This window comes from Halomonas sp. AOP7-B1-5, from assembly GCF_052353045.1.
In the GTDB taxonomy this organism is placed as follows: domain Bacteria; phylum Pseudomonadota; class Gammaproteobacteria; order Pseudomonadales; family Halomonadaceae; genus Vreelandella; species Vreelandella colorata.
On record NZ_JBQTDC010000024.1, the window covers coordinates 1 to 24698 of the forward strand.

At 52.9% G+C, this 24698-nt stretch carries 20 protein-coding genes and 1 pseudogene; 12 read left to right on the top strand and 9 right to left on the bottom strand.

Annotation, left to right across the window (positions count from 1 at the left end; translation table 11 throughout):
- Window positions 1-289: 289 nt before the first annotated feature.
- The 6 genes from ACT3XD_RS12405 to ACT3XD_RS12430 all read right to left on the bottom strand — a co-directional run bounded on the left by ACT3XD_RS12405 (window position 290) and on the right by ACT3XD_RS12430 (window position 8320).
- Window positions 290-1291 (bottom strand): adenosine deaminase, encoded by a 1002-nt coding sequence (locus tag ACT3XD_RS12405; RefSeq protein WP_192538237.1) that lies wholly within the window; start codon window positions 1289-1291, stop codon window positions 290-292.
- 32 nt (window positions 1292-1323) lie between these two features.
- Window positions 1324-3051, bottom strand: coding sequence for a thiol reductant ABC exporter subunit CydC (cydC, locus tag ACT3XD_RS12410; protein ID WP_192538238.1), 1728 nt, complete (start codon window positions 3049-3051; stop codon window positions 1324-1326).
- A complete protein-coding gene (gene cydD / locus ACT3XD_RS12415; RefSeq protein ID WP_192538239.1) occupies window positions 3041-4705 on the bottom strand; it encodes a thiol reductant ABC exporter subunit CydD in 1665 nt (554 codons plus the stop codon). The genes cydC and cydD overlap by 11 nt, the downstream gene beginning before the upstream one ends.
- A gap of 15 nt (window positions 4706-4720) precedes the next feature.
- Complete coding sequence (gene cydB / locus ACT3XD_RS12420; RefSeq protein ID WP_192538240.1) at window positions 4721-5722, bottom strand: cytochrome d ubiquinol oxidase subunit II; 1002 nt, start codon at window positions 5720-5722, stop codon at window positions 4721-4723.
- 3 nt (window positions 5723-5725) lie between these two features.
- Window positions 5726-7141, bottom strand: coding sequence for a cytochrome ubiquinol oxidase subunit I (locus ACT3XD_RS12425; protein ID WP_192538241.1), 1416 nt, complete (start codon window positions 7139-7141; stop codon window positions 5726-5728).
- A 204-nt stretch (window positions 7142-7345) separates the two neighbouring features.
- Window positions 7346-8320 (bottom strand): calcium/sodium antiporter, encoded by a 975-nt coding sequence (locus ACT3XD_RS12430; protein ID WP_192538242.1) that lies wholly within the window; start codon window positions 8318-8320, stop codon window positions 7346-7348.
- 187 nt (window positions 8321-8507) lie between these two features.
- On the opposite strand from ACT3XD_RS12430, the gene ACT3XD_RS12435 reads away from it, so the two are divergent.
- The 8 genes from ACT3XD_RS12435 (at window position 8508) to ACT3XD_RS12470 (ending at window position 16949) form a co-directional block, all read left to right on the top strand.
- Entirely contained in the window at window positions 8508-9848 is a 1341-nt protein-coding gene (locus ACT3XD_RS12435; protein ID WP_192538294.1) for a paraquat-inducible protein A, read from the top strand.
- Window positions 9848-11521, top strand: coding sequence for an intermembrane transport protein PqiB (gene pqiB, locus ACT3XD_RS12440; RefSeq protein WP_192538243.1), 1674 nt, complete (start codon window positions 9848-9850; stop codon window positions 11519-11521). The genes ACT3XD_RS12435 and pqiB overlap by 1 nt, the downstream gene beginning before the upstream one ends.
- A gap of 13 nt (window positions 11522-11534) precedes the next feature.
- Window positions 11535-12149, top strand: coding sequence for a PqiC family protein (locus ACT3XD_RS12445; protein ID WP_192538244.1), 615 nt, complete (start codon window positions 11535-11537; stop codon window positions 12147-12149).
- A 335-nt stretch (window positions 12150-12484) separates the two neighbouring features.
- Window positions 12485-13738 (top strand): DEAD/DEAH box helicase, encoded by a 1254-nt coding sequence (locus tag ACT3XD_RS12450; RefSeq protein WP_192538245.1) that lies wholly within the window; start codon window positions 12485-12487, stop codon window positions 13736-13738.
- A 78-nt stretch (window positions 13739-13816) separates the two neighbouring features.
- Complete coding sequence (locus ACT3XD_RS12455) at window positions 13817-14320, top strand: hypothetical protein (RefSeq protein ID WP_192538246.1); 504 nt, start codon at window positions 13817-13819, stop codon at window positions 14318-14320.
- A gap of 6 nt (window positions 14321-14326) precedes the next feature.
- Window positions 14327-15526 (top strand): MFS transporter, encoded by a 1200-nt coding sequence (locus ACT3XD_RS12460; RefSeq protein ID WP_192538247.1) that lies wholly within the window; start codon window positions 14327-14329, stop codon window positions 15524-15526.
- Window positions 15527-15569: 43 nt separating this feature from the next.
- On the top strand, window positions 15570-16640 hold the full coding sequence (locus ACT3XD_RS12465) for an asparaginase (protein ID WP_444280592.1): 1071 nt from the start codon (window positions 15570-15572) through the stop codon (window positions 16638-16640).
- A gap of 69 nt (window positions 16641-16709) precedes the next feature.
- Window positions 16710-16949 carry a DUF2789 domain-containing protein gene (locus ACT3XD_RS12470; protein ID WP_018917192.1) on the top strand — a complete coding sequence of 80 codons (240 nt, stop codon included), beginning with the start codon at window positions 16710-16712 and terminating at the stop codon, window positions 16947-16949.
- Between the two features lie 34 nt (window positions 16950-16983).
- Here ACT3XD_RS12470 and ACT3XD_RS12475 read toward each other — a convergent pair whose 3' ends face one another.
- Together ACT3XD_RS12475 and ACT3XD_RS12480 are read right to left on the bottom strand one after the other, a co-directional pair.
- Window positions 16984-17649 carry a VTT domain-containing protein gene (locus tag ACT3XD_RS12475; RefSeq protein WP_192538249.1) on the bottom strand — a complete coding sequence of 222 codons (666 nt, stop codon included), beginning with the start codon at window positions 17647-17649 and terminating at the stop codon, window positions 16984-16986.
- Window positions 17642-18058 carry an SRPBCC family protein gene (locus ACT3XD_RS12480; RefSeq protein ID WP_192538250.1) on the bottom strand — a complete coding sequence of 139 codons (417 nt, stop codon included), beginning with the start codon at window positions 18056-18058 and terminating at the stop codon, window positions 17642-17644. Before ACT3XD_RS12480 ends, ACT3XD_RS12475 begins: the two co-directional genes overlap by 8 nt.
- Window positions 18059-18302: 244 nt before the next feature.
- Here ACT3XD_RS12480 and queC point away from each other — a divergent pair, with 244 nt between their 5' ends.
- The 4 genes and pseudogenes from queC to ACT3XD_RS12500 all read left to right on the top strand — a co-directional run bounded on the left by queC (window position 18303) and on the right by ACT3XD_RS12500 (window position 20775).
- Complete coding sequence (gene queC, locus ACT3XD_RS12485; RefSeq protein ID WP_192538251.1) at window positions 18303-19016, top strand: 7-cyano-7-deazaguanine synthase QueC; 714 nt, start codon at window positions 18303-18305, stop codon at window positions 19014-19016.
- A pseudogene (gene queE, locus ACT3XD_RS12490) lies at window positions 19016-19661 on the top strand (7-carboxy-7-deazaguanine synthase). The gene queC and the pseudogene queE overlap by 1 nt, the downstream one beginning before the upstream one ends.
- Entirely contained in the window at window positions 19661-20494 is an 834-nt protein-coding gene (locus tag ACT3XD_RS12495) for a 6-pyruvoyl trahydropterin synthase family protein (protein ID WP_192538252.1), read from the top strand. The pseudogene queE and the gene ACT3XD_RS12495 overlap by 1 nt, the downstream one beginning before the upstream one ends.
- Window positions 20491-20775 carry a YkgJ family cysteine cluster protein gene (locus tag ACT3XD_RS12500; protein ID WP_192538253.1) on the top strand — a complete coding sequence of 95 codons (285 nt, stop codon included), beginning with the start codon at window positions 20491-20493 and terminating at the stop codon, window positions 20773-20775. Before ACT3XD_RS12495 ends, ACT3XD_RS12500 begins: the two co-directional genes overlap by 4 nt.
- Window positions 20776-20784: 9 nt before the next feature.
- On the opposite strand, the gene ACT3XD_RS12505 is transcribed toward ACT3XD_RS12500, so the two are convergent.
- Window positions 20785-24684, bottom strand: coding sequence for an AAA family ATPase (locus ACT3XD_RS12505; protein WP_192538254.1), 3900 nt, complete (start codon window positions 24682-24684; stop codon window positions 20785-20787).
- Window positions 24685-24698: the final 14 nt, after the last annotated feature.

Here is a 24698-nt window from a genome sequence, read left to right on the forward strand (position 1 = left end):
GTAACAAAAGCGAATCAAACTTGGCTCAAGGTTCAAACGAATAGTACTGCAATATTCCGAAGAATATTACTGTGTTCGCTTGCCTTGATATTTGGTGACTTGTCACCCTCATCGGCAAACGCCCACATGAATTACCTGATCAAATTATTAAAGAGCTACCGAAGGACGCTGCCCGTTCGATGTGGGGCGTATTCTACCCAATTTCTCCGAAGGGTCAACCACTTTTTGCATTTCTTTTAAGACGATAGTGCATCTATAGAAGAAACGTCTTTCTTCCGGCTGCCTATAGCTATTCAGGCTTCACGGCAGCCAAGCGCGCGAGCAACTCCTGGCGTCTGGATTCAGACGTAAAGGCTTCGGTGATGGCATTGCGATTCAATTCGACAAAAGCGTCTTCATCCCAGCCAAATGCTTCAGCGCAAGCTATATGGTTAGCCAACAGCCCACCACCGAAGTAGGCAGGGTCATCCGAACTGATGGTGACGTTTAGTCCTTTATCTAAAAGTGCTGGCAACGGATGGTCGATTAATTCATCAACCACCTTAAGACTAGTATTGGAAAGTGGACATACCGTGAGTACCGTTTGCTGCTCATAGAGGCGATCCACGACCTCATCACTTTCCAGACAGCGGATGCCATGATCAATACGACAGACATCCAGCATATCCAACGCTTCGAGAATATACGCTGCAGGCCCTTCCTCTCCGGCATGAGCCACCCGAGCCAAGCCTATCTCTTTAGCACGGTTGAAAACGGCGACAAATTTAGAGGGCGGATGATCACGCTCAGCGCTATCCAGACCAATGGCATCCAGTAGCTTCCAATAGGGTGCCGCCTGCTCAAGCACCTGAAGCGCCTCATCGGCAGGTCTGTCGCGTAAAAATGCCATGATCAAACCAACACTTAGGTCTAGCGTTTGCTCGGCTTCTTCTTTGGCACGTAACAATCCGGCCATGACAACATCAAGTGCAATGCCACGCTGTAAGTGAGCCTGAGGGTCAAAATGCATATCAATGTGAACAACGCCTTCACTGCTGGCCCGCTTGAAATAATCCATGGCCAGATCAAAAAAATCCTGTTCGTGACAAAGAACATTCATGCCCTGGTAATACAGATTTAAAAACCCTTGCAGATCCTTGAACTGATACGCGGCCTTGGCTTCACCAACGGAGGCATACGGCAACGTGATGCTATTACGCTCCGCCAGCGCAAACATAAGCTCTGGCTCAAGAGAGCCCTCAATATGTAAATGAAGCTCGATTTTAGGAAGACGGCGTAAAAAATCCTGCATGACTTTTCCTTAGCGCTCTTAGAGTAAGCGCATTACTTTCTTTGACTGAGCTCTCCAGCACTTAGGTGCCAGTGGTGACTTATCTGATGTGCTAGTCCGCCAATCAAGCCGTGGTGAACAAAAAAGATAACGGTGCGCCCTGCTAACCACTTAGAAAGCGCATTGGCCACCTTTTCAGCAGTGTCATGATCGATCGCGGCAAAGGGCTCATCCAGAATAACCACCGAGGGATCCATTAATAATAGCCGAGCGAGTGCAACGCGTCGGGCTTGGCCACCCGAAAGCTGCTGGCCCCGCTCACCTACCGGCGTTTGCAGCTGCCTGGGAAGTGATTGAACCCACTCATCCAGCGCCATCGCCTCAAGCACATCCCACAGCTCGGCGTCGCTGGCATCAGAATTGCCTAGACGCAGATTATCTTCCAGCGAAGCATCAAAAAGATCCACCTGCTGCGTCAGCAATGCAACACGCTGGGATCGCTGACATTCAGGCACCCTAACAGGCAAGCAGTCACCTACGCTAACATCGCCGCTAGACGCTACAAGGCGGCCGGTTAAAAGCGCCGCCAAGGTACTTTTACCTGCACCGGAACGCCCCGTAATAAGCGCCTGCTCGCCTGGCATAAGCTGAAATGACACGTTAACAAGCGCTGGCTCTATACTGCCAGAATAGCGATAGGTTACATGATCCAACGACAAGTCAAGGCCGCGGGCGGGTAAGGACTGATCCTTATCCAATACCCCTTCAGACCCTAGTGCATTTAACCGCTCTGCCGCGGCGACGCTGCCACCCAAGCGCGCAAAAGCGCCAGGAAGCGGAGTGAAAACCTCATTAATACCCAGAAGCACCAGCAGCAGCATCACAAGAATAGGCCCGGCGATGACATCACTTGCCACCATCATACCGCCTACCCATACCATCCATAGCAACAAAAGCCCGGTAATGACGCCAATAATACTGTTACCCAAGGCAACGCTGCGCCCAAGGCGACGCTGATTATCTAACGCCGCCATTTCATGTGTCTGCACTTGATTTCGGTGCCAAGTGGCCGTGCGATAAGCTATCAGCTCCGCAGAGGCCTGCAACTGATCAACCACTAACCGACGAAGCCCTTCTTGATCAGCCACCTGGCGATGGCTATGCGCAAAGCTTAAGCGCGCCACTCCATAAGTAAGGCCCAACCAAAGGAGAAGCAGTACACCCCCTACCCAAAGCGCAACACCGGGCAGCCAAATGGCAATAAAGAGACTTACGCCAGCAATGACCAGCAGACTAACCAGCGGTGGCATCAACAGCCGCAGATATAAATTATCCAACGCATCGATATCGGCGGTTAAGCGGCCCAACCAATCACTCACACGCTGGCGCCGTAAGGCAGCCTCATCTAACTGCATTAACTGCCCAAAAACCCGATAACGCAGATCGGCCAACAGGCGCAGCACTGTATTGTGGTTGTAAAGACGCTCAATATAGCGGGCAACCGTACGTAACAGCGCAAAAAACCGGATACCCCCACCCGGCACATACACATCCAATCTAGCGGGCATCCCCAACAAAAAGGCGATACCGGTTAACGCACAAGCAGTAATAAACCAGCCGGAAAGCCCTAATAGTGCAAGACCAGCAGCAAGGGTTAACCAAATGAGCAAAGCGCCCAGCATAAACTTTTGTCGGCGCTTCACCATTAGCGCCACCCAAGGCAACAGCGCACGTCGCGCTTGGGATAGCATGGCCACAGAAGATGACGCGTTATGTTTCATAACATATCTCCTCCAGGTGGCCATTACGCATTTCAAGATGCCGCTGAGCTGCCTTAATAGCAGCCGGGTGATGAGTCGCCATGACCATTGTGCGTCCTTGGGCCGCCCACGTAAGCAACGCCTGAATAACCACCTCTTCGGTTTCTGTATCCAGGCTTGCCGTTGGTTCGTCGAGCAAGATCAAAGAGGCGTCACTCAAGTAAATACGTGCCAAGGCAAGGCGCTGCGCCTGGCCACCCGACAAGCCTAGTCCACGCTCACCTATCATTGAGTCCAAGCCATGGGGCAGCTTTTCTAACAGAGCCTTCAAGCCTGCCTGATGAAGCGCCTCCAGCATGGCCGGTGCATCTGCATGTGGGTTAGCTAAGTGCAAGTTATCAGCCAAACTGCCATGTAACAGACTTGGCTGCTGGTCGAGCCAGGCATAACGGGGTTGCGCTAGCTCCAGAGAGCCTTGAGATGGCATTAGAAAACCGGCCAACAGAGCCAGAAGCGTTGATTTACCGCTTCCCGACGGACCGCTAATGGCAATAATGCTACCTTTTTTCACCGTTAGATCAATCGGCCCTAACACCCGACCACGATTCGCGTACTCCACACTCACATTTTTCAATACGGCAATGTCATCGACCGCATCAGGCTCATTCAGAGAGCTTCGCTGCACGCTCGTTTCATTAAGCACTGTAATCAGACTTTCCGCCGCACCCAGCGCCGTTGCCCGGTCATGATAGTGCTGGGAAAGCGTCCTTAAGGGCTGAAAAAATTCTGGAGCAAGCAGCAATACAGCTAATCCAGAAAAGAGTGTTAGTGACGTTGCCGGCCCGTAATCGATATACCCAAGCAAGCCAAAACCCACGTACATCGCGATCACCGCAATAGCCACCGATGCAAAGAACTCAAGCACGGCAGAAGATAAAAAAGCCAGCCGGAGAGTCCGCATACTTAACCGACGGTAGTCATCAGTTGCCCACCATACATCTTTATGCGCACTCGCCGTTCTGCCGAATAGCTGAAGCGTACTCATTCCCCGCACGCGATCAAGAAAGTGGGCAGAAAGACGTGCCACAGCCGCAAACTGATCGCGATTAACCCGTTCAGCCCCCATACCCACCAGCGCCATGAATAGAGGAATGATCGGCGCGGAAATTAACAAAAACACAGCCACCAAATAATCAAGCCTGATCACGACCAAGAAAATCAGTAGTGGCAGCAAGGCGGTAATACGTAGCTGGGTATAAAAACGTGCGAAATAGCCATCCAGAGCTTCGATATTCTCCACGGCCTGAGTCGCCAAAGCCCCGCTTTGTTGGTAAGCCAGCCATACCGGCCCAAGCGCCCAACATTTATCTAGCACTTGGCGTCGCGCATGCTGGCGAATGCGCAAACTAGCCTCTAGGCTAATCGTTTCCTGTGCCCACTGACATATACCCCGCCCCAGCACACAAAGCGCCAGCAAAACCAGCACGTTAACAAGTTGATAAGGAGATTGCTGATGAACAGTAAGCTGCTCCACCAGCCACGCAAGACCGACTACGATGATAACCGTCTGCACGCCCGCTAAAACGCCAAGAAAAGCGGCGAGATGTAATCTTCGCCGCTCTAATGCTGCTAACGCTTTCAACCAGGAGCGAGCGGTCAACGACTGCTCTGTCATCTGGATGCCCCTGGCTTAGTGATATCCTTCACCCACACGCACCTTGCCGCGGAATACCCAGTATGTCCATGCGGTATATACCAGGATAATCGGGATAACAAAGAGTACGCCGATCAGAAGAAATAGCTGTGACTCAGGCGCCGACGCTGCATCCCACAGCGTGTAATTAGGCGGTACAATCATCGGCCATTGACTTACAATCAAACCAAGATAAGTGGACACATAGATGCCGATGGTAGCAAGAAAGGGATAGCTTTCACGTCGCTGCTTGACCGACCTAAATACCAGAAAGGCAAATAACAGCGCCATTGCCGGAAAGATCCAGATTAAACGAAGATTACCAAACCAGCGCTCCCAAACTACCTGATTTACAAAAGGCGTCCAGATACTGATGATGGCAAATACGACCAGCACCATGGCCAGCAAAATGGGAGTAATTTTATACGCCCATTCCTGCACATGCCCTTCAGATTTCAGAATAAGCCATGTAGAACCTAACAGCGCGTAACCTGCCATCAGACCCAAGCCGGTTACCACAGTAAAAGGCGTCAACCAATCAAACGCGCCGCCAGTATAAACAAAATTCTCGGTTTGGAATCCCTGAATATAAGCCCCCACAACGACCCCTTGAGCAAAGGCCGCAATTGCGGAACCCCAGCTAAAGGCACGATTCCACCAGTGCCGGTTACGGCGTGACTTAAAGCGAAACTCAAACGCGATACCGCGAAAAATCAAACCGGCCAGCATAAGAAACACACCCAGATAAAGCGCTGGCAGAAAGATCGAATAGACCAAGGGAAACGCCGCTAGTAGGCCAGCCCCCCCCAGCACCAGCCAGGTTTCGTTTCCATCCCATACCGGCGCGATGGAGTTCATCATTACGTCACGAGAGTCTTCATCCGGGGCGAACGGGAATAGAATGCCTAACCCCAGGTCAAAACCATCCATCAATACGTACATGATGACGCCAAACCCAATAATCCCAGCCCAAATAATCGATAGATCAAACATTTCCATGATTTAGCTCCTCACCGGGTCAACGTCGTCATCAAAGGGAGTATGGGCCGCAGATAACGGGCGTTTGGGGCGGTCGGCATCTCGGTCAGCCGATGCCTGTGCATGCTCGGGCAGCATGCCATTACGCACCACGCGGGTTATATAATAGATACCGGCGTAAAAGACGACGGCATACACCAACACATAACCAATTAACGTAGCCAAGGCCATCCAACCGGTCAGCGAAGGAGTAACCCCTTCTGCATGCGTCATCACTCCGTATACTAGCCAAGGTGCACGGCCCGATTCGGTAACTACCCAGCCTGCAAGAACGGCGATAAAAGGTAGAGAAATCATGCCCACCAGTGTCTTAAGAAATACTGGACTCTCATAGATACGACCTTTACGGCGCAGGAGAAGGCCAACAAATGCGGTTGCAATCATTAACAGGCCAATACCCACCATTACCCGGAAAGACCAGAAAACGAGCATGACAGGCGGCTGCTCCTCAGGCGGTACCTCGCTAATGCCTGGAATTTCACCATCAAATGAGTGCGTCAAAATGAGGCTTGCCAGATTGGGAATGCCAATAGCCAAGCGGTTTTCCTGAGCCTCCTGATCCGGCAGCGCAAACAACAGTAAGGGCACGTTAGTCGCCGTTTCCCAGTGACCTTCCATTGCTGCCACCTTAGTAGGCTGATGTTCAAGCGTATTTAGGCCATGATAATCGCCTACTACTGCCTGAAGAGGCGTCAAAAACAGCAGTAGCCATAAACACATTGAAAGCGCACGCCGATTGGCCTCTGGATCACGACCACGCAGCAAGAACCATGCGCTCACGCCGGCAACGACAAAACCACCGGTAATAAAGGAAGCCATTGCCATATGCGCAAAGCGATAAGGGAAAGAGGGATTAAAAATTGCTTCGCTCCACGAGGTTACGTGGAAGCGGTTATCGATAAGCTCAACGCCTGCTGGCGTATGCATCCAGCTGTTAGCCGATAATATCCAGAAAGCAGAAATAAACGTTCCCACAGCTACCATGGTCGCAGCCAGCAAATGGATGCCCTGAGGCACTTTTCCACGGCCAAAAAGCAATATGCCCAAGAAAGCTGCTTCAAGGAAGAAAGCGGTCACCACTTCGTAGCTGAGCAATGGGCCAATGAAATTGGACGCCGCCAGAGAGAAGTTGCTCCAGTTCGTACCAAACTGGAACGACATCACAATTCCTGACACAACACCCATACCAAACACAACGGCAAACACTTTTGTCCAAAACAGCGCCAGCCGGTCCCAGGCCGGGTTTTGCGTTTTGAAAAAAAGTCCTTGTAATAGCGCAATATAAGACGCTAATCCAATCGTGAACACAGGGAATATAGTGTGAAAGCAGACAACAAATGCGAATTGGATTCGCGACAACATTAAGGGATCGAGTTCCATTACACGCTCCTAGGCCTGAATTGATATCCCATTCATGGTTAATACAAGCTTAGTTGTGCCTCGCGGGCTGTGCATTTTAGTTATAAGCACTAAGCCTATTCTTTACTTATATTGTCATCTTACTGACTTACCTCTTACTATACACCGACCAATTTTCTTCAAAACGTGACTCATTGACGCACATCAAATAACGCCGATAAATTATTAAGATAAAACTACAATACTCACCATATAGCCGGTATAAGCTATAAAAAGAGTAAATAGCACGCCGCCCTCCAAACGATTAATTCGGCGAGGGCGTCCACGCCAGGAAAATGCGAACAGGATCATCAGCAGTGTCATACAAGTCATGATGCTCCAATCACGCACCAGCACTTCGCGGCCTGCATCGATCGGGGCAATAACCCCCGCCAATCCGACCACCGCCAAACTATTAAACAAGTTAGAACCCACGACATTGCCCAGCACCATGTCGTGCTCTTTACGGCGCAGCGCACTAATTGATGAGGCAAGTTCCGGCAACGATGTGCCTACCGCCACGACGGTTAAACCGATAATCAGGTCGCTCACTCCAAAACGTTGAGCAATTTCGACCGCTCCCCATACCAACATGCGCGAGCTAACAATCAAAAATACCAAGCCAACCAATGTCCACATAATAGCTTTGCCACGTGACATGGACTTACTATCGAGCGATTCAGACACATCATCGACAAGTGAGTCGTCTTGCTGTTTTTTCGAGCGGATGATACTAAAACCAATAAACACGGCCAGGGTCACTAGCAAGACAGCCGCCTCCCAACGTGCAACCCAACCGTCCCATAGCATGAGACCGGTAATAAGCGTGACCAGTATGAGAAACGGCATCTCTTTACGGATAACGCTTGAGTGCACGGCCAAGGGAGCGATGAGCGCCACAAACCCCAATACCAGGCCAATATTGGCAATATTGGAACCATAGGCATTGCCTACCGCCAACCCTGGATTACCTTGTAAGGCAGCTAATACAGACACCATCATTTCTGGCGCTGAGGTACCAAACCCAATCACCAGCATACCGATCAGCAAGGGGGAGAGGCCGAGCCAGCGTGAGGTAGCGGCAGCGCCGTCAACAAACTTCTCAGCACTCCAGATCAATAACACCAATCCTACCAATACCGCTAGAACAGGAAGCAACATTTCATTTCCTTATTGAACAAATATTAGGCACTATCGCGGCTGCATCCTTGACTAACCCGATGCTCCGGTCAAGTACGATATAAGCTATTATTTGTCTAAGCCGGATTTGTAAGCTAAATGGCCTAGACTCTGTTAGTTTTACTTTGAATTCGCATTGAGAGTGTCGCATTTGCCCCACTATCGTTTGATGAAACGCCCTTCACTTCCGGTCAATACGCCTCTGGTAGATCGCTTACCGCCTGAAACCCGTGTTCAGCGCAGGCGCTTACGAGCATGCCATGAGTGTGACTGGATTTCGGCATTACCCCCCTTAGGGTCTGGAGAAAAGGCCAGCTGCCCGCGATGCTCGCATGTATTGGTCAAACGTCACCGCTACCCAGCTCAGCGTAGTATGGCATTAGCTATTGCGGCACTTATTGCATTAATAGTGGCAGTATCGTTTCCGTTTGTGAGTTTCAACGTTAGCGGTGTTGGGAACCGTATTGAGCTATCGCAGACCGCAACCACCCTTATTGCCTTTCATCAGCCCGTGGTTGCCATCATTGTTATTATGACCATTGCCGTTCTACCAGCGGTTTACCTGCTCAGTGTTATCTGGCTACAGTTTGGTCTTTTGCATGGCAAGCCTTTAGCATTTAGTCGCGATATTGCGCGCTCTCTTGCCCATCTGACGCCCTGGATGATGGCCGATGTATTTATTATTGGGGCGCTGGTAAGTTTGATCAAAGTAGCTGGCATGGCGGAGATAGACCTAGGTATTTCATTCTGGGCATTTTGCGTCTTTGCGATACTTTTATTAATGACCACTCAATCAATTGATGCCGACTGGATGTGGTTCTCTTTAGAAGGGGAGCCCCTTGCCCCGGAAGGCACACAAACTGGAATGACCGCATCCCGCCAGGACCTTACAGGATGCCCTACCTGTGGGCTTATCAATGCGTTTTCCCGCGGACGCAAGTCACGCTGTATCCGATGCCATGAAAAGCTCCACCATCGATTACCGTTTAGCTTACAGCGTACCTGGGCGCTGCTCGGCGCTGCCACCATCATGTATATTCCGGCCAATGTTTATCCTATTATGACCACCACCAGCCTAGGGCACAGCGGCTCATCTACGATTATTGGTGGCGTGGTTCAGCTCATGCAAATGGGCTCCTGGCCAGTGGCGGCGGTTATTTTTATTGCCAGCGTTATCGTACCGGTAGGTAAGCTGCTTGCACTTTCATGGCTATGCATTGCGGTACAGCGCAGCGGCCGTCCCAACACCATTAGCCGCACCAAGCTTTATCGAATAACCGAATTCATTGGGCGCTGGTCAATGGTCGATGTATTTGTGGTCGCTATTCTGGTTGCCTTGATTCGCGCTGGCTCACTCATGTCGATTACCCCCGGCCCTGCCGCACTGGCATTTTCCTCAGTGGTGGTTTTGACTATGCTCGCCGCCATGACTTTTGACCCCCGTTTAATATGGGATGCCCCCGAAACCAAGGCATCCACACCAGATAATCGCCACTCAGGGAGCCATTAATGGGTAATGATACCCCGATAAACAATGAGCAAGAGCCTGACCTGAACAAGGCCAAGTCTTCTCGGCAAACTCGCCTTTCGCCCATATGGATTGTGCCTATCGTGGCCATCATTATTGGGTTATGGCTGGTATACGATAACTACACCAGTCGCGGCACGCTGATCACCTTGACCATGAACAACGCTGAAGGTATCGAAGCGGGTAATACCCTCATTCGTAGCCGTAACGTTGAGATTGGGCTAGTGCAAAACGTTCAGCTCTCTGAAGATTTGAGCAGTGCCGTTATCACGGCTCGAATTCAGCCTCAGGCCGACAAACTGTTGCGCGAGGATAGCCGTTTCTGGGTTGTTAAACCGCGCATTGGAAGGGAAGGCATTAGCGGCCTGGGTACTGTACTCTCAGGCGCCTATATACAGCTAGAACCAGGCACCTCTGAAGAGCAGCGCCGCGAATTCCCGGTTAGCGATGTGCCACCGGTCGCGACGGCAGGTATGGCGGGTCTCAATATCAGTTTAATTAGCCAGTTGGGCAACTCACTGCGCGTGGGCGACCCGGTTTCTTACCAAGGTTATACTGTTGGCCGGGTGGAAGAAGCCAGCTTCGATCCTGAATCACGCACCATGCAGCATCAGGTTTTTATTGAAGAGCCTTATGCGCAGCTAGTTACCGACAGCACGCGCTTCTGGTCGTCCAGCGGCGTAGATTTTCGTCTGGATGCCAATGGCTTTCGAGTGAACGTCGAATCCCTGGAAGCGCTGCTGGGTGGCGGCGTGACGTTTGGCGTGCCTGAAGATTTACCTATGGGCAGAAAGGTCGAAGCTGGCGCCCAGTTTAATCTTTATGCTGATGAAGATGACGCTCGCGAAGGCACCTTTAACCGCTATTTAGAGTACGTCTTATTGGTTGATGATACGGTTCGTGGGCTTTCACGCGGGGCACCCGTTGAGTTTCGCGGCGTTCGAATGGGTACCGTAGCGGCGGTACCCTGGAACTTTACGGCGCCACAACCTGACTCCCGTGCCCGTTTTGCAATTCCCGTGCTGATTCGCATTGAGCCACAGCGCTTGGGCATCGAAAACACAGATGTCGACCTGGAAGAGTGGGAAGCCCGCCTTAATCGCTTGTTTAGCATAGGGCTTCGCGCCTCGCTTAAAAACGGCAACCTATTAACCGGAGCGCTATTTGTCGATCTTAATTTTCAACGCGATTCAGAAGAGAGATATATCGCTGAAACGTTTTCAAACCGAACGGTTTTCCCCACCGTGGCGGGAGGATTTGCTCAAATTCAGGCGCAAATCACCAGTTTGCTGGATAAATTAAACGCGCTTGAAGTAGAACCCTTGCTCGCCGGACTGGATCGTAATCTGCAGGCTTCTGAACGAATGCTTGATGAAGTGCGTGACGTCAGCACATCGCTTAACCAGCTGTTAAATGATCCTGAAACCCAGGCGGTGGGCGGCAATCTCAATGCAACGCTTGAAGAGCTTCGCAACACGCTACAAGGTGTTTCGCCCTCTTCGCCAGCGTACCAGGATCTTACTTCAGCCATTGAGCGACTGGACCGGTTAATGCGTGATCTTCAACCACTGACCCGCACCCTGAATGATAATCCGCAGGCACTGCTGTTTGATAACCTGGATGCTCAAGATCCGATACCGCGTGCACCGCGCTAATAAGGACAACGTTATGCGCTTACTATCTACAAACCGCTTATCGCTACTGAGTTTGAAAGGCTTATCGCTGCTGGTCGCGTGCCTTATGCTTACCGCCTGTGCAAGCAGCGTCACTCCACCTGCGCGCTATATGCTACCCAACAGTCAGCTAGCCAATACGCCGAATAATCCTCAGGGCACGTTACAGCTGAGTTCGCCGCGGCTTGCCCACTACCTGGACGTCGATGGCATCATTATGCAGCTGGATGATATTACGCTTAATGAAGCGCGCGAACACCAGTGGGCTGAAAGCATTGGCCGCCAGCTTGCACGCAGTTTGCGCACGCGCTTATCTCAAGAGCTGCCGCTGATTCGCGTGGTGCGTGACGATAGCAGCCAGCCCGAAGCGCTTAGCCTGCGCCTGGAAGTCGACCAGTTCCAGGGGCGTCACGACGGCTTGGCGATTGCAACCGGTCAATGGCAGTTGCGCAGTACCAGCAACGAGCTGCTTGCCATGAAGACCTTTGCAGCACAAACGGCGCTGGATGACGACGGCTACCCCGCTTTGGTGCGCGCCTTAGGCGCCAGCTGGGATGACGTGGCCGAACAAATTGCCGATCAGATACGTCAAGGCAACTATTTTAACTAATCAAGATCTCACTAAGCCTAGTCTCGTCAACCAAACGCGACAAGAATGCCCGCCTTGTACAATCTTCATGTTACACTGGCGGGCATATTTTGGGTTGCAACCTATTGCAATGCCCGCTGTCAGTAGTACCCACTGTTAAATGCCCGTCTCTTCCATACTGACCACTCTATTTCGTTATGGTCATTCGTGGCTAATCAACGATCATCGCGGTGTAGCGAATTATCTGGCAAACTTCGCTGCCGCGATGATTATTATCCTCGCCTTTTGAAAAAAATACGCCTAGCAACAACGCTTTTTAAGCAGCTGTTGCCTTGCTAGGCGACTGCGGAGAACGCATGAGCTTTTCTGAACTTGGTCTGCATGAAGATTTATTACGCGCCGTTACGGCGCAAGGCTATACCCAGCCTACCCCGATCCAATTAAAGGCCATTCCGGTTGTTTTAGAAGGTCGCGATTTACTCGCGAGCGCCCAAACGGGCACAGGTAAAACGGCAGGTTTTACCCTGCCGATGCTGCAGCGCCTTTCAGGCGGCAAACGCCCCGAAAAACGCCAGGTTAGAGCGCTGGTGTTAACCCCAACGCGCGAGCTGGCAGCCCAGGTAGGGGAAAGTGTATCCACCTATGGCAAGCACCTCGCTTTACGCTCGCATACTATTTTTGGTGGCGTCGGCCAACAGCCTCAAGTCGATGCGATTAAAGCTGGCCTGGACGTATTGATTGCCACACCGGGTCGCCTGCTGGACCTTCAACAGCAGGGCCATGTCGATCTTTCGGCTATCGAAATTTTAGTGCTTGATGAAGCCGACCGCATGTTGGATATGGGCTTTATTCACGATATTAAACGCGTACTGCGCCTGGTGCCCAAGCAGCGTCAAAATCTGCTGTTCTCAGCCACGTTCTCCAATGAAATTCAAACGCTGGCCCAGCAGTTGCTAAATAACCCAGCGCTTATTGAAGTTGCTCCGCGTAACACGACCGCCGAAAAAATCGAACAGGCCGTTTACCGCGTCGACCGTGATAAAAAGCGCGAACTGCTGGCCCATCTGATTCAGCGCCATGGCTGGTTTCAGGTATTGGTTTTCACCCGTACCAAGCACGGAGCCAACCGGCTTGCCGAGCAGCTTTCCAAGCAAGATATTCCGGCCATGGCGATTCACGGCAATAAAAGCCAGGGCGCGCGTACACGAGCGCTGGGTGCGTTCAAAAGCGGTGATTTACAGGTACTGGTCGCCACCGATATCGCCGCGCGCGGGCTTGATATCAGCGAGCTCCCCCACGTAGTGAATTTTGAACTGCCTAACGTCGCCGAAGACTACGTACACCGCATTGGTCGTACAGGCCGGGCCGGCAGCAATGGCGCAGCAGTTTCATTAGTATGTGTCGATGAGCATGGGCTGCTGGGCAATATCGAGCGCTTAATCAAGCAAAACCTGACCAAGCATATCGAGCCAGGCTTTGAGCCCGACCCGAACGCCAAACCCGAGCCCATCGAGAATGGCCGTCGTCAGCGCCAGCCTCAAGCGCGTCGTAAACCGAGTGGCGAAGCCGCAAAACCCAGCGGTGAACGCCGCCGGCGCGCGCGCCGCTAGCCCAGCGGGAAGGAATATGCGAAGGTTATGCCCTCGCATATTCCGATGCGTTGACTAACACATTTTCAGGGAGTGATCATGTCCTCATCTCAACTTATTGCTGACTACCGGCAGTGGCTTAGTTTTCAACGTCAAGAACAGCTTAGCCGTGAGCACCAGGGGATTTCGCAACGCCTGGAAGATGCCCGCGCCTCTTCAAAACAGGTCGTCCAGGCTTACCGCAGCATGGCGGAAAAAGCCTCGGCTGAAGGCGCCTGCTATCGCACACTGTTCCTACGTGAACGTGATGATAATGTAGCGCTACCCTGTGAAGGCTGGCTGTTTATTCGACGCGTTCTTAGTGAAGACAACAGCACCCGCGTACGCGCCACACTGATTGAGACGTTTACGCTTGAAGACGGCACTATTGGTCCAGGCGATAAACCCGCCCAAAAAGTGACGCTTGAAATCTACGATAAGCTGGATATCAATCAGGGCATGCGCACCAGCGTTCGCGTTGATTGCCTGGAAACACCACAGGACTACAACTTCATCACGCTACTTGATGCAGTTCGCGGTGATTTACGCCCCTACCTTAAGTAAGCAGCCATGATGTCCCGTCGTTCACTCACATTTATTTTATTGATGGTTGTCGTGGGGCTGAATTTACGCCCCGCGCTTTCCTCAGTGGCCCCTTTGCTAACGCGCTTACAAGAAACAGCGGGGCTTTCGGCCGCAGCTGCGGGGGTTCTTACTACCCTGCCCGTGCTGTTTTTGGGCTTATCAGCGCCAATGGCGCCTCTTTTAGCTCAGCGCCTGGGAAGTGAGCGTGCGCTTAGCACAGCGCTTTTATTGCTAGCAGCCGGCTTAATTCTGCGCGGCTTGCCACTGCCAGGTGTGCTGTTTATAGGCTCGGCCATGGCCGGTGGCGCCATTGGGATCAGCGGCACCTTGTTGCCTGCGCTTGTTAAGCGCGAACTACCTGAAAGCGCCGACCTGCTGACCGGCCTTTATACCATGGCTCTCTGCCTGGGCGGGGCACTGGGGGCAGGTCTAAGCGTACCCCTTACCGATTGGCTGGGAAGCTGGCAAGCAAGCCTTATGAGCTGGGCATTGCTTGCCGTATTTGCACTCGCTCTTTGGCACTTTCAGATGCCTAACAGTCACACCCATCATGCGCCTCAAGTACCCACTACGGGTCTTTTACGATTACTGCGTAAACCGCTCACGTGGCATGTGATGTTGTTTATGGGCATTCAATCGTCGATGGCCTATATCGTATTTGGCTGGCTCCCTACGCTATTGGTAGACCGTGGCTACGATGAAGCCAGCGCGGGCTGGACAATGGCCGTTTCGATTATGTGCCAACTGGCTTCAGCCTTAGGCGCGCCGTGGCTTGCAAGGCTGGGCCGTGACCAGCGACCAGCGCTTTTGCTGGTATTACTCAGTACGGCACTCGGGCTTTGGATGTTGCTAATCGCACCGTTGGCATGGAAATGGCCTGGCGCGTTTTTTTTAGGTCTGGGTCAAGGCGGTAGTTTCAGCATGGCGCTGAGCCTGCTTGTATTACGCACCGCCAATTCTCGCCTAGCAGGGCAGCTATCCGGTCTGGTGCAAGGCGGGGGATATATGATTGCCGCCATAGGCCCCTTTGGCGTCGGCTTACTAATTCAGTCTGGTATCCACGCTGACTATATTGCCTGGCTACTGATTCTGCTCGTTGGCATCTGTTGTGGGTTTGCCCTTCTGGTGGGACGCCAACGTCAGTTGGATGATCAAAATGGTGTTCTTCAGGTCCACCGTCTTTAAAAGCATTTTTTAAAAACATCACTGAAAGCGTTAGGAAGCCCGTATGAGTACCTTATCCCGCTTAGCCCAAGCGACCCCCACCCAAGAGCGCCTGCTGGTGATTTATACGGGTGGAACCATTGGTATGCAGCAGGCGGATAACGGGCTTACCCCCGGCGGTAATTTTGCTCAGCGTATGGCAAAAGCATTAAGCCAATTACCCGTCGTTCAGCAGCAGTTACTGCCAGCCTATGATGTTATTAGCTATGCCAATCTGATTGACTCCAGTACGGCGACTCCTCTTAACTGGCAGCAATTGGCAGATGATATTACATCACGTCTGACCGAGTATCGTGGCTTTGTGATCCTCCATGGAACCGATACGCTTAGCTGGTCCGCGGCTAGTCTCGCTTATCAACTTCAGGGCATTGACCGCCCCGTCGTACTAACGGGCGCGATGCTGCCGCTGGAAGCGCCCAATAGCGATGGACTGAATAATATACATGGTGCTTTACGCTTTGCGGCCACCGCCGAGCTGCAGGAAGTGGCTATCTATTTCGCCAACCGGCTAATGCGCGGCGTAAGAGCGGTAAAGCACCACAGCAGCGCATTAACGGCATTTTCTACTCCCTGCTATCCGCTGCTTGGGGAACGTGTGGGCGACGATTTCGTCTACTACCCAAGCCGCGGGTTGGCTTTACAGCAGCGTGGTGCGCCACGTTTTGAACTAGCCGATTACCAGGGTCTGAGCCAAGGAGAAGTGGTGCGTATCGCTCTGTGGCCCGGTATGGCGGCCTGGCAACTGGATGCATGGTTAAGTGATCCACGCGTTAAAGGGGCAGTATTGCAGCTCTGGGGGGCCGGCAATCTACCCAACGACCCGGCGTTGCTTAACCTCTTGGCCTCAGCCAGCGGTGAAGGGAAGCTATTGGCGGCTATCAGTCTTTGCCCGGAAGGCAGCGTCCACATGGGCGCTTATGCGGCGGGCCAAGGATTGACGGATGCCGGAGTGTTATCGGGAGACGCCATGACGCCTGAGGCCACGTTTACCAAGCTGGTGCATCTGTTGGCCCAACCCATTGGCTTCGATGTGCAGCGCCAGCGTTTTCTCACCTCGCTAGTGGGCGAGCGCTAATAGCGGTTGCGAAATCAATAATTTACGCTATGTTTAACCAGTAGCAACCCATTGAAGGAGCGCATAATTATGGAAAAGCCGGTGCATTTTTTTAGTGATCTTTTTGAACAGCTAGGCCTGCCCTCAGATCCCGATTCGATTGAGCAATTTATCAAGCGTCATCGCCCCTTACCCAAAGAGATGTTGCTTGCCGACGCCCCTTGCTGGAACGAAGGCCAGGCCGACTTTCTTCGCGAAGCGATTGAAGACGATGCCGACTGGGCAGAGTTGGTTGATCACCTCGATGTAGCAATGCACCAGGGCGGGTAAGTTTTTTTATTACCATAAAGCTTAACGTTTGTGCTTAACGTTTGGGCGCTGCTCTCGAGCGGCGCTTGAACCAGGCCCCAACCAATAAAAGAAGCGTTAATGCAAGAAGCGGTAGCAGCACGTCAAATTGTAACGGATCTCCCTCCTCTATAGCTTCAATCGCCCCATATATAGCACTGCTATAAACCGCCCATTTAACCGATAGGCCCAAGGTCGCCGCGAGTAGAAAAACCGTTAGCGGAATACGGCTTAATCCAGCCGCAAAGTTGATCATCGCATGAGGAAAGCCAGGCAGGATGCGCAGCGCGCACTGAGTGAGTAGATCGCTTCTATCCTGAAGCGTTTTCATTATTTTAAGGGTTAATCCTTTCGGCTGCCATGCAGCGCTGGTGTGTGCCGCCAATTGATAGCCACCAAACGCCCCCGCCACACTTCCCAGGGTTAACAGACAAGTAGCGATTAGGGGCGGGTAAAAAGGCGCTATTAGCCACAAACCGATACTCGCTGGCAAGCCAGTGGCTAACGTGATCGCCATTATAAGTACCACCCCGGCAATGACCGCAGGATGGTGCATCCATTGCGCCATGCCATGCTTTACGGTCATTAAATCCGGTGAATAGCTAAACCATAAAAAGGCCACCAGAGCGATACACCCAACCGCTACGCCCAAGCGCCAGTAAAAGCCTAAGGCTTTATGCATTCAGTCGCGCCTCAACGCGCTCCAGAATTTGTCGGCTAACCTTGCCCACTAACGGCTTAGCGGCCTTATTAACGGCTTTTTCCATTAACCGATTACCTATTTCATAGCTGAGTGTTAATGAAACCTGCGTTCCTTCAGGCACTTCACGTAGCTGATAACGCCCCTGATTTTTTACCCCGCTAAGCGACTCCCACGCAAGTACATATGGCGCCTGAATCTCGGTCACTGCCACTTCAAACGCCCAGTCCATTCCCACTGCACGTACATGCCAGCGGTAGTGATTGTCACCCAGCGTATCAATGGAGCGTATTAAATCGGAATAATCTGCAAAATCTTCCACTCGGCGTAATAACTCAAACACACGCTCTGGCGCTGCATTAACAATTTCACTGTGTTCTATAGTGGCCATGATTGCCTCTAACCGCTTAAAATATGAGCTTAGCATGCTGCACAAACCGGGTCCTACTGACGTTTCGCGGTAGTTGTCTTGCAACGTCAAACGCCCAAAATATCGAATAAAAATAGCAGCCATCAGGACTCGAGCTGGTCAGATGCGCTCTCATTGCGTAAACTGCCGCCCTTCCGGACCGGACCCCGGCACTTTGTTCAGCGCTTGCGCTGCACGAAAAATTCTCCGACAACGAGTATCAAGTATGTCTAGCACTTCTTCTACCCCCTCTGTTTTACCGACCTCCACAGTGGTCATTTATTCTGGCGGCATGGATTCCTACACGGTACTCCATCGCGCGATCCGCGAAGGCCTGAATGTTCATGCTCTGTCATTCAACTATGGACAGCGCCATGCCCGCGAGCTAGATGTCGCCGCACGTGTCTGCACACAGCTGGCGATTCCCCACCAAATCGTGGACATTCGAGCTATCCACGGTTTGATTGATAATTCAGCGTTGACCAATCCTGATCAAGTTATGCCCACGGGGGACTACGCGGATGATAATTTACGTGCCACCGTTGTCCCCAACCGGAATATGATTCTGTTGTCCTTGGCGATTGCCAAGGCGGTCAATATCGGTGCAGGTCGTGTAGATTATGGCGCCCATGGCGGTGATCACGTTTTATACCCCGATTGCCGGCCTGAGTTTGTCGATGCCATGAACAGTGTTGCGGGCATTGCCAACTTCGAGCCTGTATCACTGCACGCCCCTTACCTGCGCACGTCCAAAGCCGATATTTTGCGTGAAGGCCTCGCCATGGGATTGGACTATCAACATACCTGGACCTGCTATGAAGGGCGCGAACTGGCCTGCGGTGAGTGCGGTAGCTGCCGTGAACGCCTGGACGCCTTTACGGCGAACAATGCCGTCGACCCACTGCCTTACGCTCCTCAAATTCTCCAGGAAAGCCGCTGATGTATCACGTCAAAGAAGCCTTCTACACCTTGCAAGGTGAAGGGGCGCAATCGGGTCGTGCAAGTGTCTTTTGTCGCTTCAGCGGGTGTAATTTATGGTCAGGTCGTGAGGCTGATCGCGCCACCGCGAAATGCACATTTTGCGATACAGATTTTATCGGCACCGATGGGCAAAATGGTGGGCGGTTCACAACGGCGGCTGATTTAGCCGCTCACATCCGTGCGCTATGGCCAAAAGACGCTTCAAACGCCGTACCGTACGTGGTTTTTACCGGCGGAGAGCCACTGCTTCAGCTGGATGCGCCATTAATAGACATGCTTCATGATGAAGGCTTTGAAATCGCCGTTGAAACCAACGGCACGTTACCGCCCCCCCCCCGGCATTGATTGGCTATGCGTGAGCCCAAAGGGCAATAACGCACTGGCAGTTAGCGGGGGAAGTGAATTGAAACTGGTCTTTCCGCAAGTGGATGCACCGCCTGAGCAGTTTAAACACCTGGCTTTTGACCATTTCTTTTTGCAACCCATGGATGTAAGCCCGCTGGGACAGCAAGCCGATACTATTGCCAGTACCACACAGTATTGCATGGCCAATCCTCAGTGGCGCCTTTCGCTTCAAATGCACAAAATAGCAGGGTTTGACTAATGGCTTTATTTGTAAATCAGTTAACCCATATCGATGTGTCTTTATGGTGCCCTCAGCGTGGGCTTGTAGGCTGTAGCTGGCAGGTGGACGCACTGCTTGAAGGAGCGCTGGGTGAAGACGGCATGCTGTTTGATTTTGGCGAAGTAAAGCCCTGGATCAAGCGCACCCTGGATGGTGGGCTTGATCATACGCTGCTGATTCCTACCCAAGCGCCGGGCATTACCGTCACCGAGTGTGACGAAGGCCTTTGCATTCGCACGACGACCCCCTACCCCATGGAAGTGCGCGGGCCTGCCGAAGCGTTTAGCCTACTTGCCTGGGAAAGCGTTACGCTTGAACAGGTAGCCAAGTATTTAAGCCACGCGCTAACCGAGCAGCGCCCAGCCAACGTTGATCGCGTCACGCTGACGTTGAGTGATGAGGCGATTAGCGGGGCAGCCTATGGCTATAGCCATGGCCTGAAACGCCACTTGGGTAACTGCCAGCGGATTGCCCATGGGCACCGCTCACGGCTTGCTATCTGGCAATCGGGTGAGCGTCAATCGGGGTTAGAAACACACTGGGCCAACTGGCTGGATAACCGGTATCTGCTCGAACAGGCCGATATTGAACATCAGGATGATGAGTTTTTAACCTGCCGCTACCAGGCCGCCCAGGGGGCTTTTTCCATTCGCCTGCCGATAAACCGCTGCGCGGCCCTTCCAGGGCCCACCACGGTTGAAAATATCGCTATTTGGCTGGCACGAAGCATCGCTCACGATAGTGGTCAGGCAACCCGTGTGCAGGCATTTGAGGGCATTAATAAAGGTGCGTTTGCGGAAGCGGCTCCATGAGCAATGACGATATCATTGTAAAACAGCCAGCAGGCTGCCGGGCGGGATGTGGCGCATGCTGTATCGCGCCTTCCATCAGCTCAGCGATTCCCGGTATGCCTCAGGGCAAGCCCGCCGGGATACGCTGCATTCAGTTAGATGACGACAATTTATGCCGCCTGTTTGGTGATCCAAGCAGGCCCAAGGTCTGCGGCAACTTTCATTTTGATATCAGCATATGTGGCGAGCAACGCGATCAAGCGCTCGCCACATTGGCCTACCTTGAGGCCGAGACACGCTAAGGCCTCAGATTACTCGTCTATTCCCACGGGCTGGGTTAAACGCCGATCAAGAAGGCTTACCCAGCGCACAAGCACCGGCGCATCGCTGTGGCTAACATCCTTCAATAAATGCCTAAAGGCCTCTTTTGCTTGAAGATCGCTCGGCTCGATATGTGTCAGCCATAGCTCCAATGCCTCTAATTCCTGATGCCGATTACCATGCTCACGCGACTGGTTAATTGCCATTTCGGCAAGCGCTTTAACCTCGTTGGCGGGATGACCAAGCTGATGACGTACTTTCGCCAGTAGCGTGGCAAGTTCCGGTAAAAATAGCGTTGTTCGATCACGGGCGATAATCAGGCACTGGTCGAGATAGTCTTCAGCGACCTGCAGCTCCCCAAGCTCAATACAGGCATCGATATACCATAGAGAAGGCCGCTGATATCGGTCGCGCCCTTTAAGCTCGGTCATTTGATCCAGGCTTTCACGAATCTGGACAAGGCCATTCTGATCACCTGCCAAGGCACGTTGCCAGCCAATCACGGCCTGCGCGGAAATTTGCCATAGCTGTAAATCGGGCGTACCGGTCATGGCCGCGGCGCGCTCGGCATGACGTGCCGCAAGGTGCACATGGCCAAGCTGCCGATATAAGGCGGCCGCGAAGAGCAGCGCCATGGCCAGAGTACCTGGATGACCAATTTTTTCCGCCAGGCGTAGCGCCGCCGAGACTTGGCGCTCTGCACGCTGGTAATCCCCCCGCAAGCAAAGAGTCCAACCCTGAAAACAGGCGGCGGTGACCTGGGGATGATCCGAGAACGGCAGCCACTCGATCATCATCTGGGCATTAAGTGGATCAATCTCATCTAAATGGTCGTGAGCTTGCTGAATACGCCCTGCCCAATACTCACACTGCGCCCGCGCATAATCCGCTAGGCGTCGATAACGTGGGTCTTCTAGGCGTTCGGCAATGTCGGTAAGAGTAGAAGCCAGCGCAAAGGCATCCGCGTGGGCATAGCGCTGGCTGCGCCCCACCCACAAACCCCACTTCACCAGGAACACCTGCTCTAGTTCTTCGGGGTCATCCAGCATATCGCTCCCTGACTCCCGCAGCAGCTCGCGGGCACGCACAAAGCTTTCATGAGCAATGGGTGAACCGTGCCCTTCCAAAGCAAACGCCGCTTGGCCACGCACCGTGAGCAGACTGACCTCACGCTCTACTTGATGCTCGACGTGGCGTAAGCTAGCTAACCCGGCATCGGCCATACGCAGCGCTGTACGGTTGGCACTTACCTTCAGTGCTTCACGTGCAGACAGCTCAAAATAACGCGCCCCACGCGCATAATGCCCGCTTCTGCGTAGGTGGGTTGCAAAATCGCCCGGGTGGCGACTAATCCACATTGGAAAACGCTCTTCGATAAGCGTGACGACCTGCTGGTGAAGCTTAACGCGCACATCGCGTGGGCAGGAAAGATAGGCGGCCTCTTGCAGCAGCTGATGACTAAACTGATACTCCTGCTCGCCTTCTTCCTTATTGACGGGTTCGATAATCTCTAACTGGCGCATGTGCTCAATCGCTTGCGCTAACCGGCTGTGCTCCCAACCGCTGCATTCGAGCAGGAAATCCAACCGAAAGCGTCGACCCAGTACTGCGGCCACATGGGCAATCGCACGATCTATCTCCAACTGATCGATGCGGCTGGCCAATAGGCCAAGCAGCCCCTTGGGTAGCTCATCGAAGTGAACGCTACGTCCTTCGCGGCGATCCATATCCAGACGTCGGCAAATTTCCTGCATATAAAGCGGAACGCCATCGCAGCGTTCAATAACCTGATTGCGCAGCCGTGGGCTTAAATGGATGCGGTAACGTCGCGACAGCTGGGACAGTAATCGCGATGACTGTAAAGCATCTAGCTTGCCCAGATTGATTTGCTGATCCCAATGCAGCTTGACCGGCAATGGTTCACGCCCATGATGGCTTGCGACCAGCATAAAGGCGGTATTGATAGGCAGGCGTGCCTGCAGTCCTGCCAACACTTTAAAGGAAGGCTCATCGATCCACTGTAAATCATCAATCATCAATGCCAGCGTGCGCTCCTGGGTTTGATGATCGATCAACCCGTGAAGTAGCTGCACAACCAGCTCCACCGCCTCGCCATTTTGGGCAAGCTGGGTCACTTCCTGAACATCACGAACCCCAAGCGCTTCCTCAAGCAAATGCTGGCGACTTTCATTGGTCTGCGTTAGGCCCAGCGCTGCCTGCAGGTTAGTCAGGGTTTCCAGCGTAGGGGGCGCATCCAGATACCAAGCCACCAAATGACGCGCCATGCCATAGGGCTCAAGTACCGATAATCGGGTCGTCGGCTGCCAGCAAATCGACGCATCTCGGCTCAGCTCCAGTTGACGAAAGCCCACCATTAACGCAGATTTACCCATGCCTGAAGCGCCACGTACCAATACACTCTGACGCAAACCAATACCGGCCCTGGCCAGCGCATCACGAAGCGTGCGCAGTGACGTTTCGCGACCCACTAAGCTTGGCGGTAACGCATCCCGCCCGCCTTCATTCTGGCCTAGCACCAGCGCGCGTAAGCGTACGCGCCCATCGCTTGCCACCAGGCGGGATACCAGGCGAGGCTGTAGATCAAGTGCTGGCGGCATGTGCTGGCTCGCTTCTTGGGAAATCACCAGCTCGCTGCCTTCGGCGGCGCTCATCAGCTCCAGGGACACCTGAGTCACTTGGCCCAGAGGGTCGGCTAGCTGACGCTCGGGCAGATAGACCACCTGACCACTATTTAATCCAGCCGCCAGCTCAAAGGTGGGAGGTACGCCCTCACCTTCCCAGTAGCGGGCCGACTCCTGCGGTAGCGCTTGCTGGCAGTGTTCGTAAAGCGCCACCAGCTCGGCAAGCTGATGCGCAGGGCCGTGGGTGCCAAAACAGGCAAGCCCCAACCCTCCGGTCGCACCAGGTAGCCAGAAGCCGCCCAGGTGATGGCACTGTTGTTCAAGCCAGCGCAACAGTTCCAGCTGCAAAGCCAGGCAGTTGCGCGTAGCCGTGCGCTCCTGCCAGTCGCCTCGCAGGCGCAATCGAATTGCCATCACGGAAAGCTGGCGAAGCTCAATTTCATCATCACGCAGAGGTTTGCTGTCCGCCGCCAATACGCGAGAAAAAGCCCCTTGAGGGCTCATGGCGCGTGGGTCGTGTGATCCATCTGACCAATAGCTGGCTAATTGTAAAAAACTGGGTTCAGGCTGCTGCCCGGAAAGTGCCAAGAGCTGCAAATAGCCGTTGTACTGTTCATGCGCAGCGGCAATTTGATTCTGCTCAGCAAGTTGACGTACCCAGCGCTCATGAAACGGCGCATATCCCGAAAAACGGCTAACCAAGCCTTCAAGCATGGTATCCGGCACGCCTTCATGAGCCTCCAACACCTGCTCCGCAAACCGAATGACACGCTGGCGCCATTCGTTGCGTACCTGCACGAGCCAACGCTGAAATTCGCTACAGTTGGCCAGCTGAAGTTCCTCTACTAGATCCCCCTGATAGCAGGTTAGTAGCGCTTCCAGCGTCGCTAAATCCCGAGGTCCTTCCAGCAACTGTTGCAGCTCATGCAAATCAACCCGCCAAGAGGCTGGCAGCTGGAACGCAATAGTTTGCCGCGAAACGTTCAGTATCTGCTCAGCGTTACTACCTAACGAATGGCGCAGGCAGTGCAGCGCATGACGTAAGTTGGTTCGTCCAGACGAAAGCCCCTGATCAGGCCAAAGCAGCTCAGCCAGAACCGCGCGATTAACCGGCTGACGATGAAGCAACAAATACACCAACAATGCTTTGACTTTGTCATAGCTAAAGTGGGTCAGCACATCATCACCCTGGGAAAGGGAAAAATGACCAAAGAGGATTAGCTGATCAGACTCACGAGCATCGTGCATGATACATATCCTGC

Coding starts and splice junctions, on each gene's coding strand:
- ACT3XD_RS12405 (WP_192538237.1), bottom strand. CDS start 1,291: ATGCAGGATTTTTTACGCCGTCTTCCTAAAATCGAGCTTCATTTACAT.
- cydC (WP_192538238.1), bottom strand. CDS start 3,051: ATGAAACATAACGCGTCATCTTCTGTGGCCATGCTATCCCAAGCGCGA.
- cydD (WP_192538239.1), bottom strand. CDS start 4,705: ATGACAGAGCAGTCGTTGACCGCTCGCTCCTGGTTGAAAGCGTTAGCA.
- cydB (WP_192538240.1), bottom strand. CDS start 5,722: ATGGAAATGTTTGATCTATCGATTATTTGGGCTGGGATTATTGGGTTT.
- ACT3XD_RS12425 (WP_192538241.1), bottom strand. CDS start 7,141: ATGGAACTCGATCCCTTAATGTTGTCGCGAATCCAATTCGCATTTGTT.
- ACT3XD_RS12430 (WP_192538242.1), bottom strand. CDS start 8,320: ATGTTGCTTCCTGTTCTAGCGGTATTGGTAGGATTGGTGTTATTGATC.
- ACT3XD_RS12435 (WP_192538294.1), top strand. CDS start 8,508: ATGAAACGCCCTTCACTTCCGGTCAATACGCCTCTGGTAGATCGCTTA.
- pqiB (WP_192538243.1), top strand. CDS start 9,848: ATGGGTAATGATACCCCGATAAACAATGAGCAAGAGCCTGACCTGAAC.
- ACT3XD_RS12445 (WP_192538244.1), top strand. CDS start 11,535: ATGCGCTTACTATCTACAAACCGCTTATCGCTACTGAGTTTGAAAGGC.
- ACT3XD_RS12450 (WP_192538245.1), top strand. CDS start 12,485: ATGAGCTTTTCTGAACTTGGTCTGCATGAAGATTTATTACGCGCCGTT.
- ACT3XD_RS12455 (WP_192538246.1), top strand. CDS start 13,817: ATGTCCTCATCTCAACTTATTGCTGACTACCGGCAGTGGCTTAGTTTT.
- ACT3XD_RS12460 (WP_192538247.1), top strand. CDS start 14,327: ATGATGTCCCGTCGTTCACTCACATTTATTTTATTGATGGTTGTCGTG.
- ACT3XD_RS12465 (WP_444280592.1), top strand. CDS start 15,570: ATGAGTACCTTATCCCGCTTAGCCCAAGCGACCCCCACCCAAGAGCGC.
- ACT3XD_RS12470 (WP_018917192.1), top strand. CDS start 16,710: ATGGAAAAGCCGGTGCATTTTTTTAGTGATCTTTTTGAACAGCTAGGC.
- ACT3XD_RS12475 (WP_192538249.1), bottom strand. CDS start 17,649: ATGCATAAAGCCTTAGGCTTTTACTGGCGCTTGGGCGTAGCGGTTGGG.
- ACT3XD_RS12480 (WP_192538250.1), bottom strand. CDS start 18,058: ATGGCCACTATAGAACACAGTGAAATTGTTAATGCAGCGCCAGAGCGT.
- queC (WP_192538251.1), top strand. CDS start 18,303: ATGTCTAGCACTTCTTCTACCCCCTCTGTTTTACCGACCTCCACAGTG.
- ACT3XD_RS12495 (WP_192538252.1), top strand. CDS start 19,661: ATGGCTTTATTTGTAAATCAGTTAACCCATATCGATGTGTCTTTATGG.
- ACT3XD_RS12500 (WP_192538253.1), top strand. CDS start 20,491: ATGAGCAATGACGATATCATTGTAAAACAGCCAGCAGGCTGCCGGGCG.
- ACT3XD_RS12505 (WP_192538254.1), bottom strand. CDS start 24,684: ATGCACGATGCTCGTGAGTCTGATCAGCTAATCCTCTTTGGTCATTTT.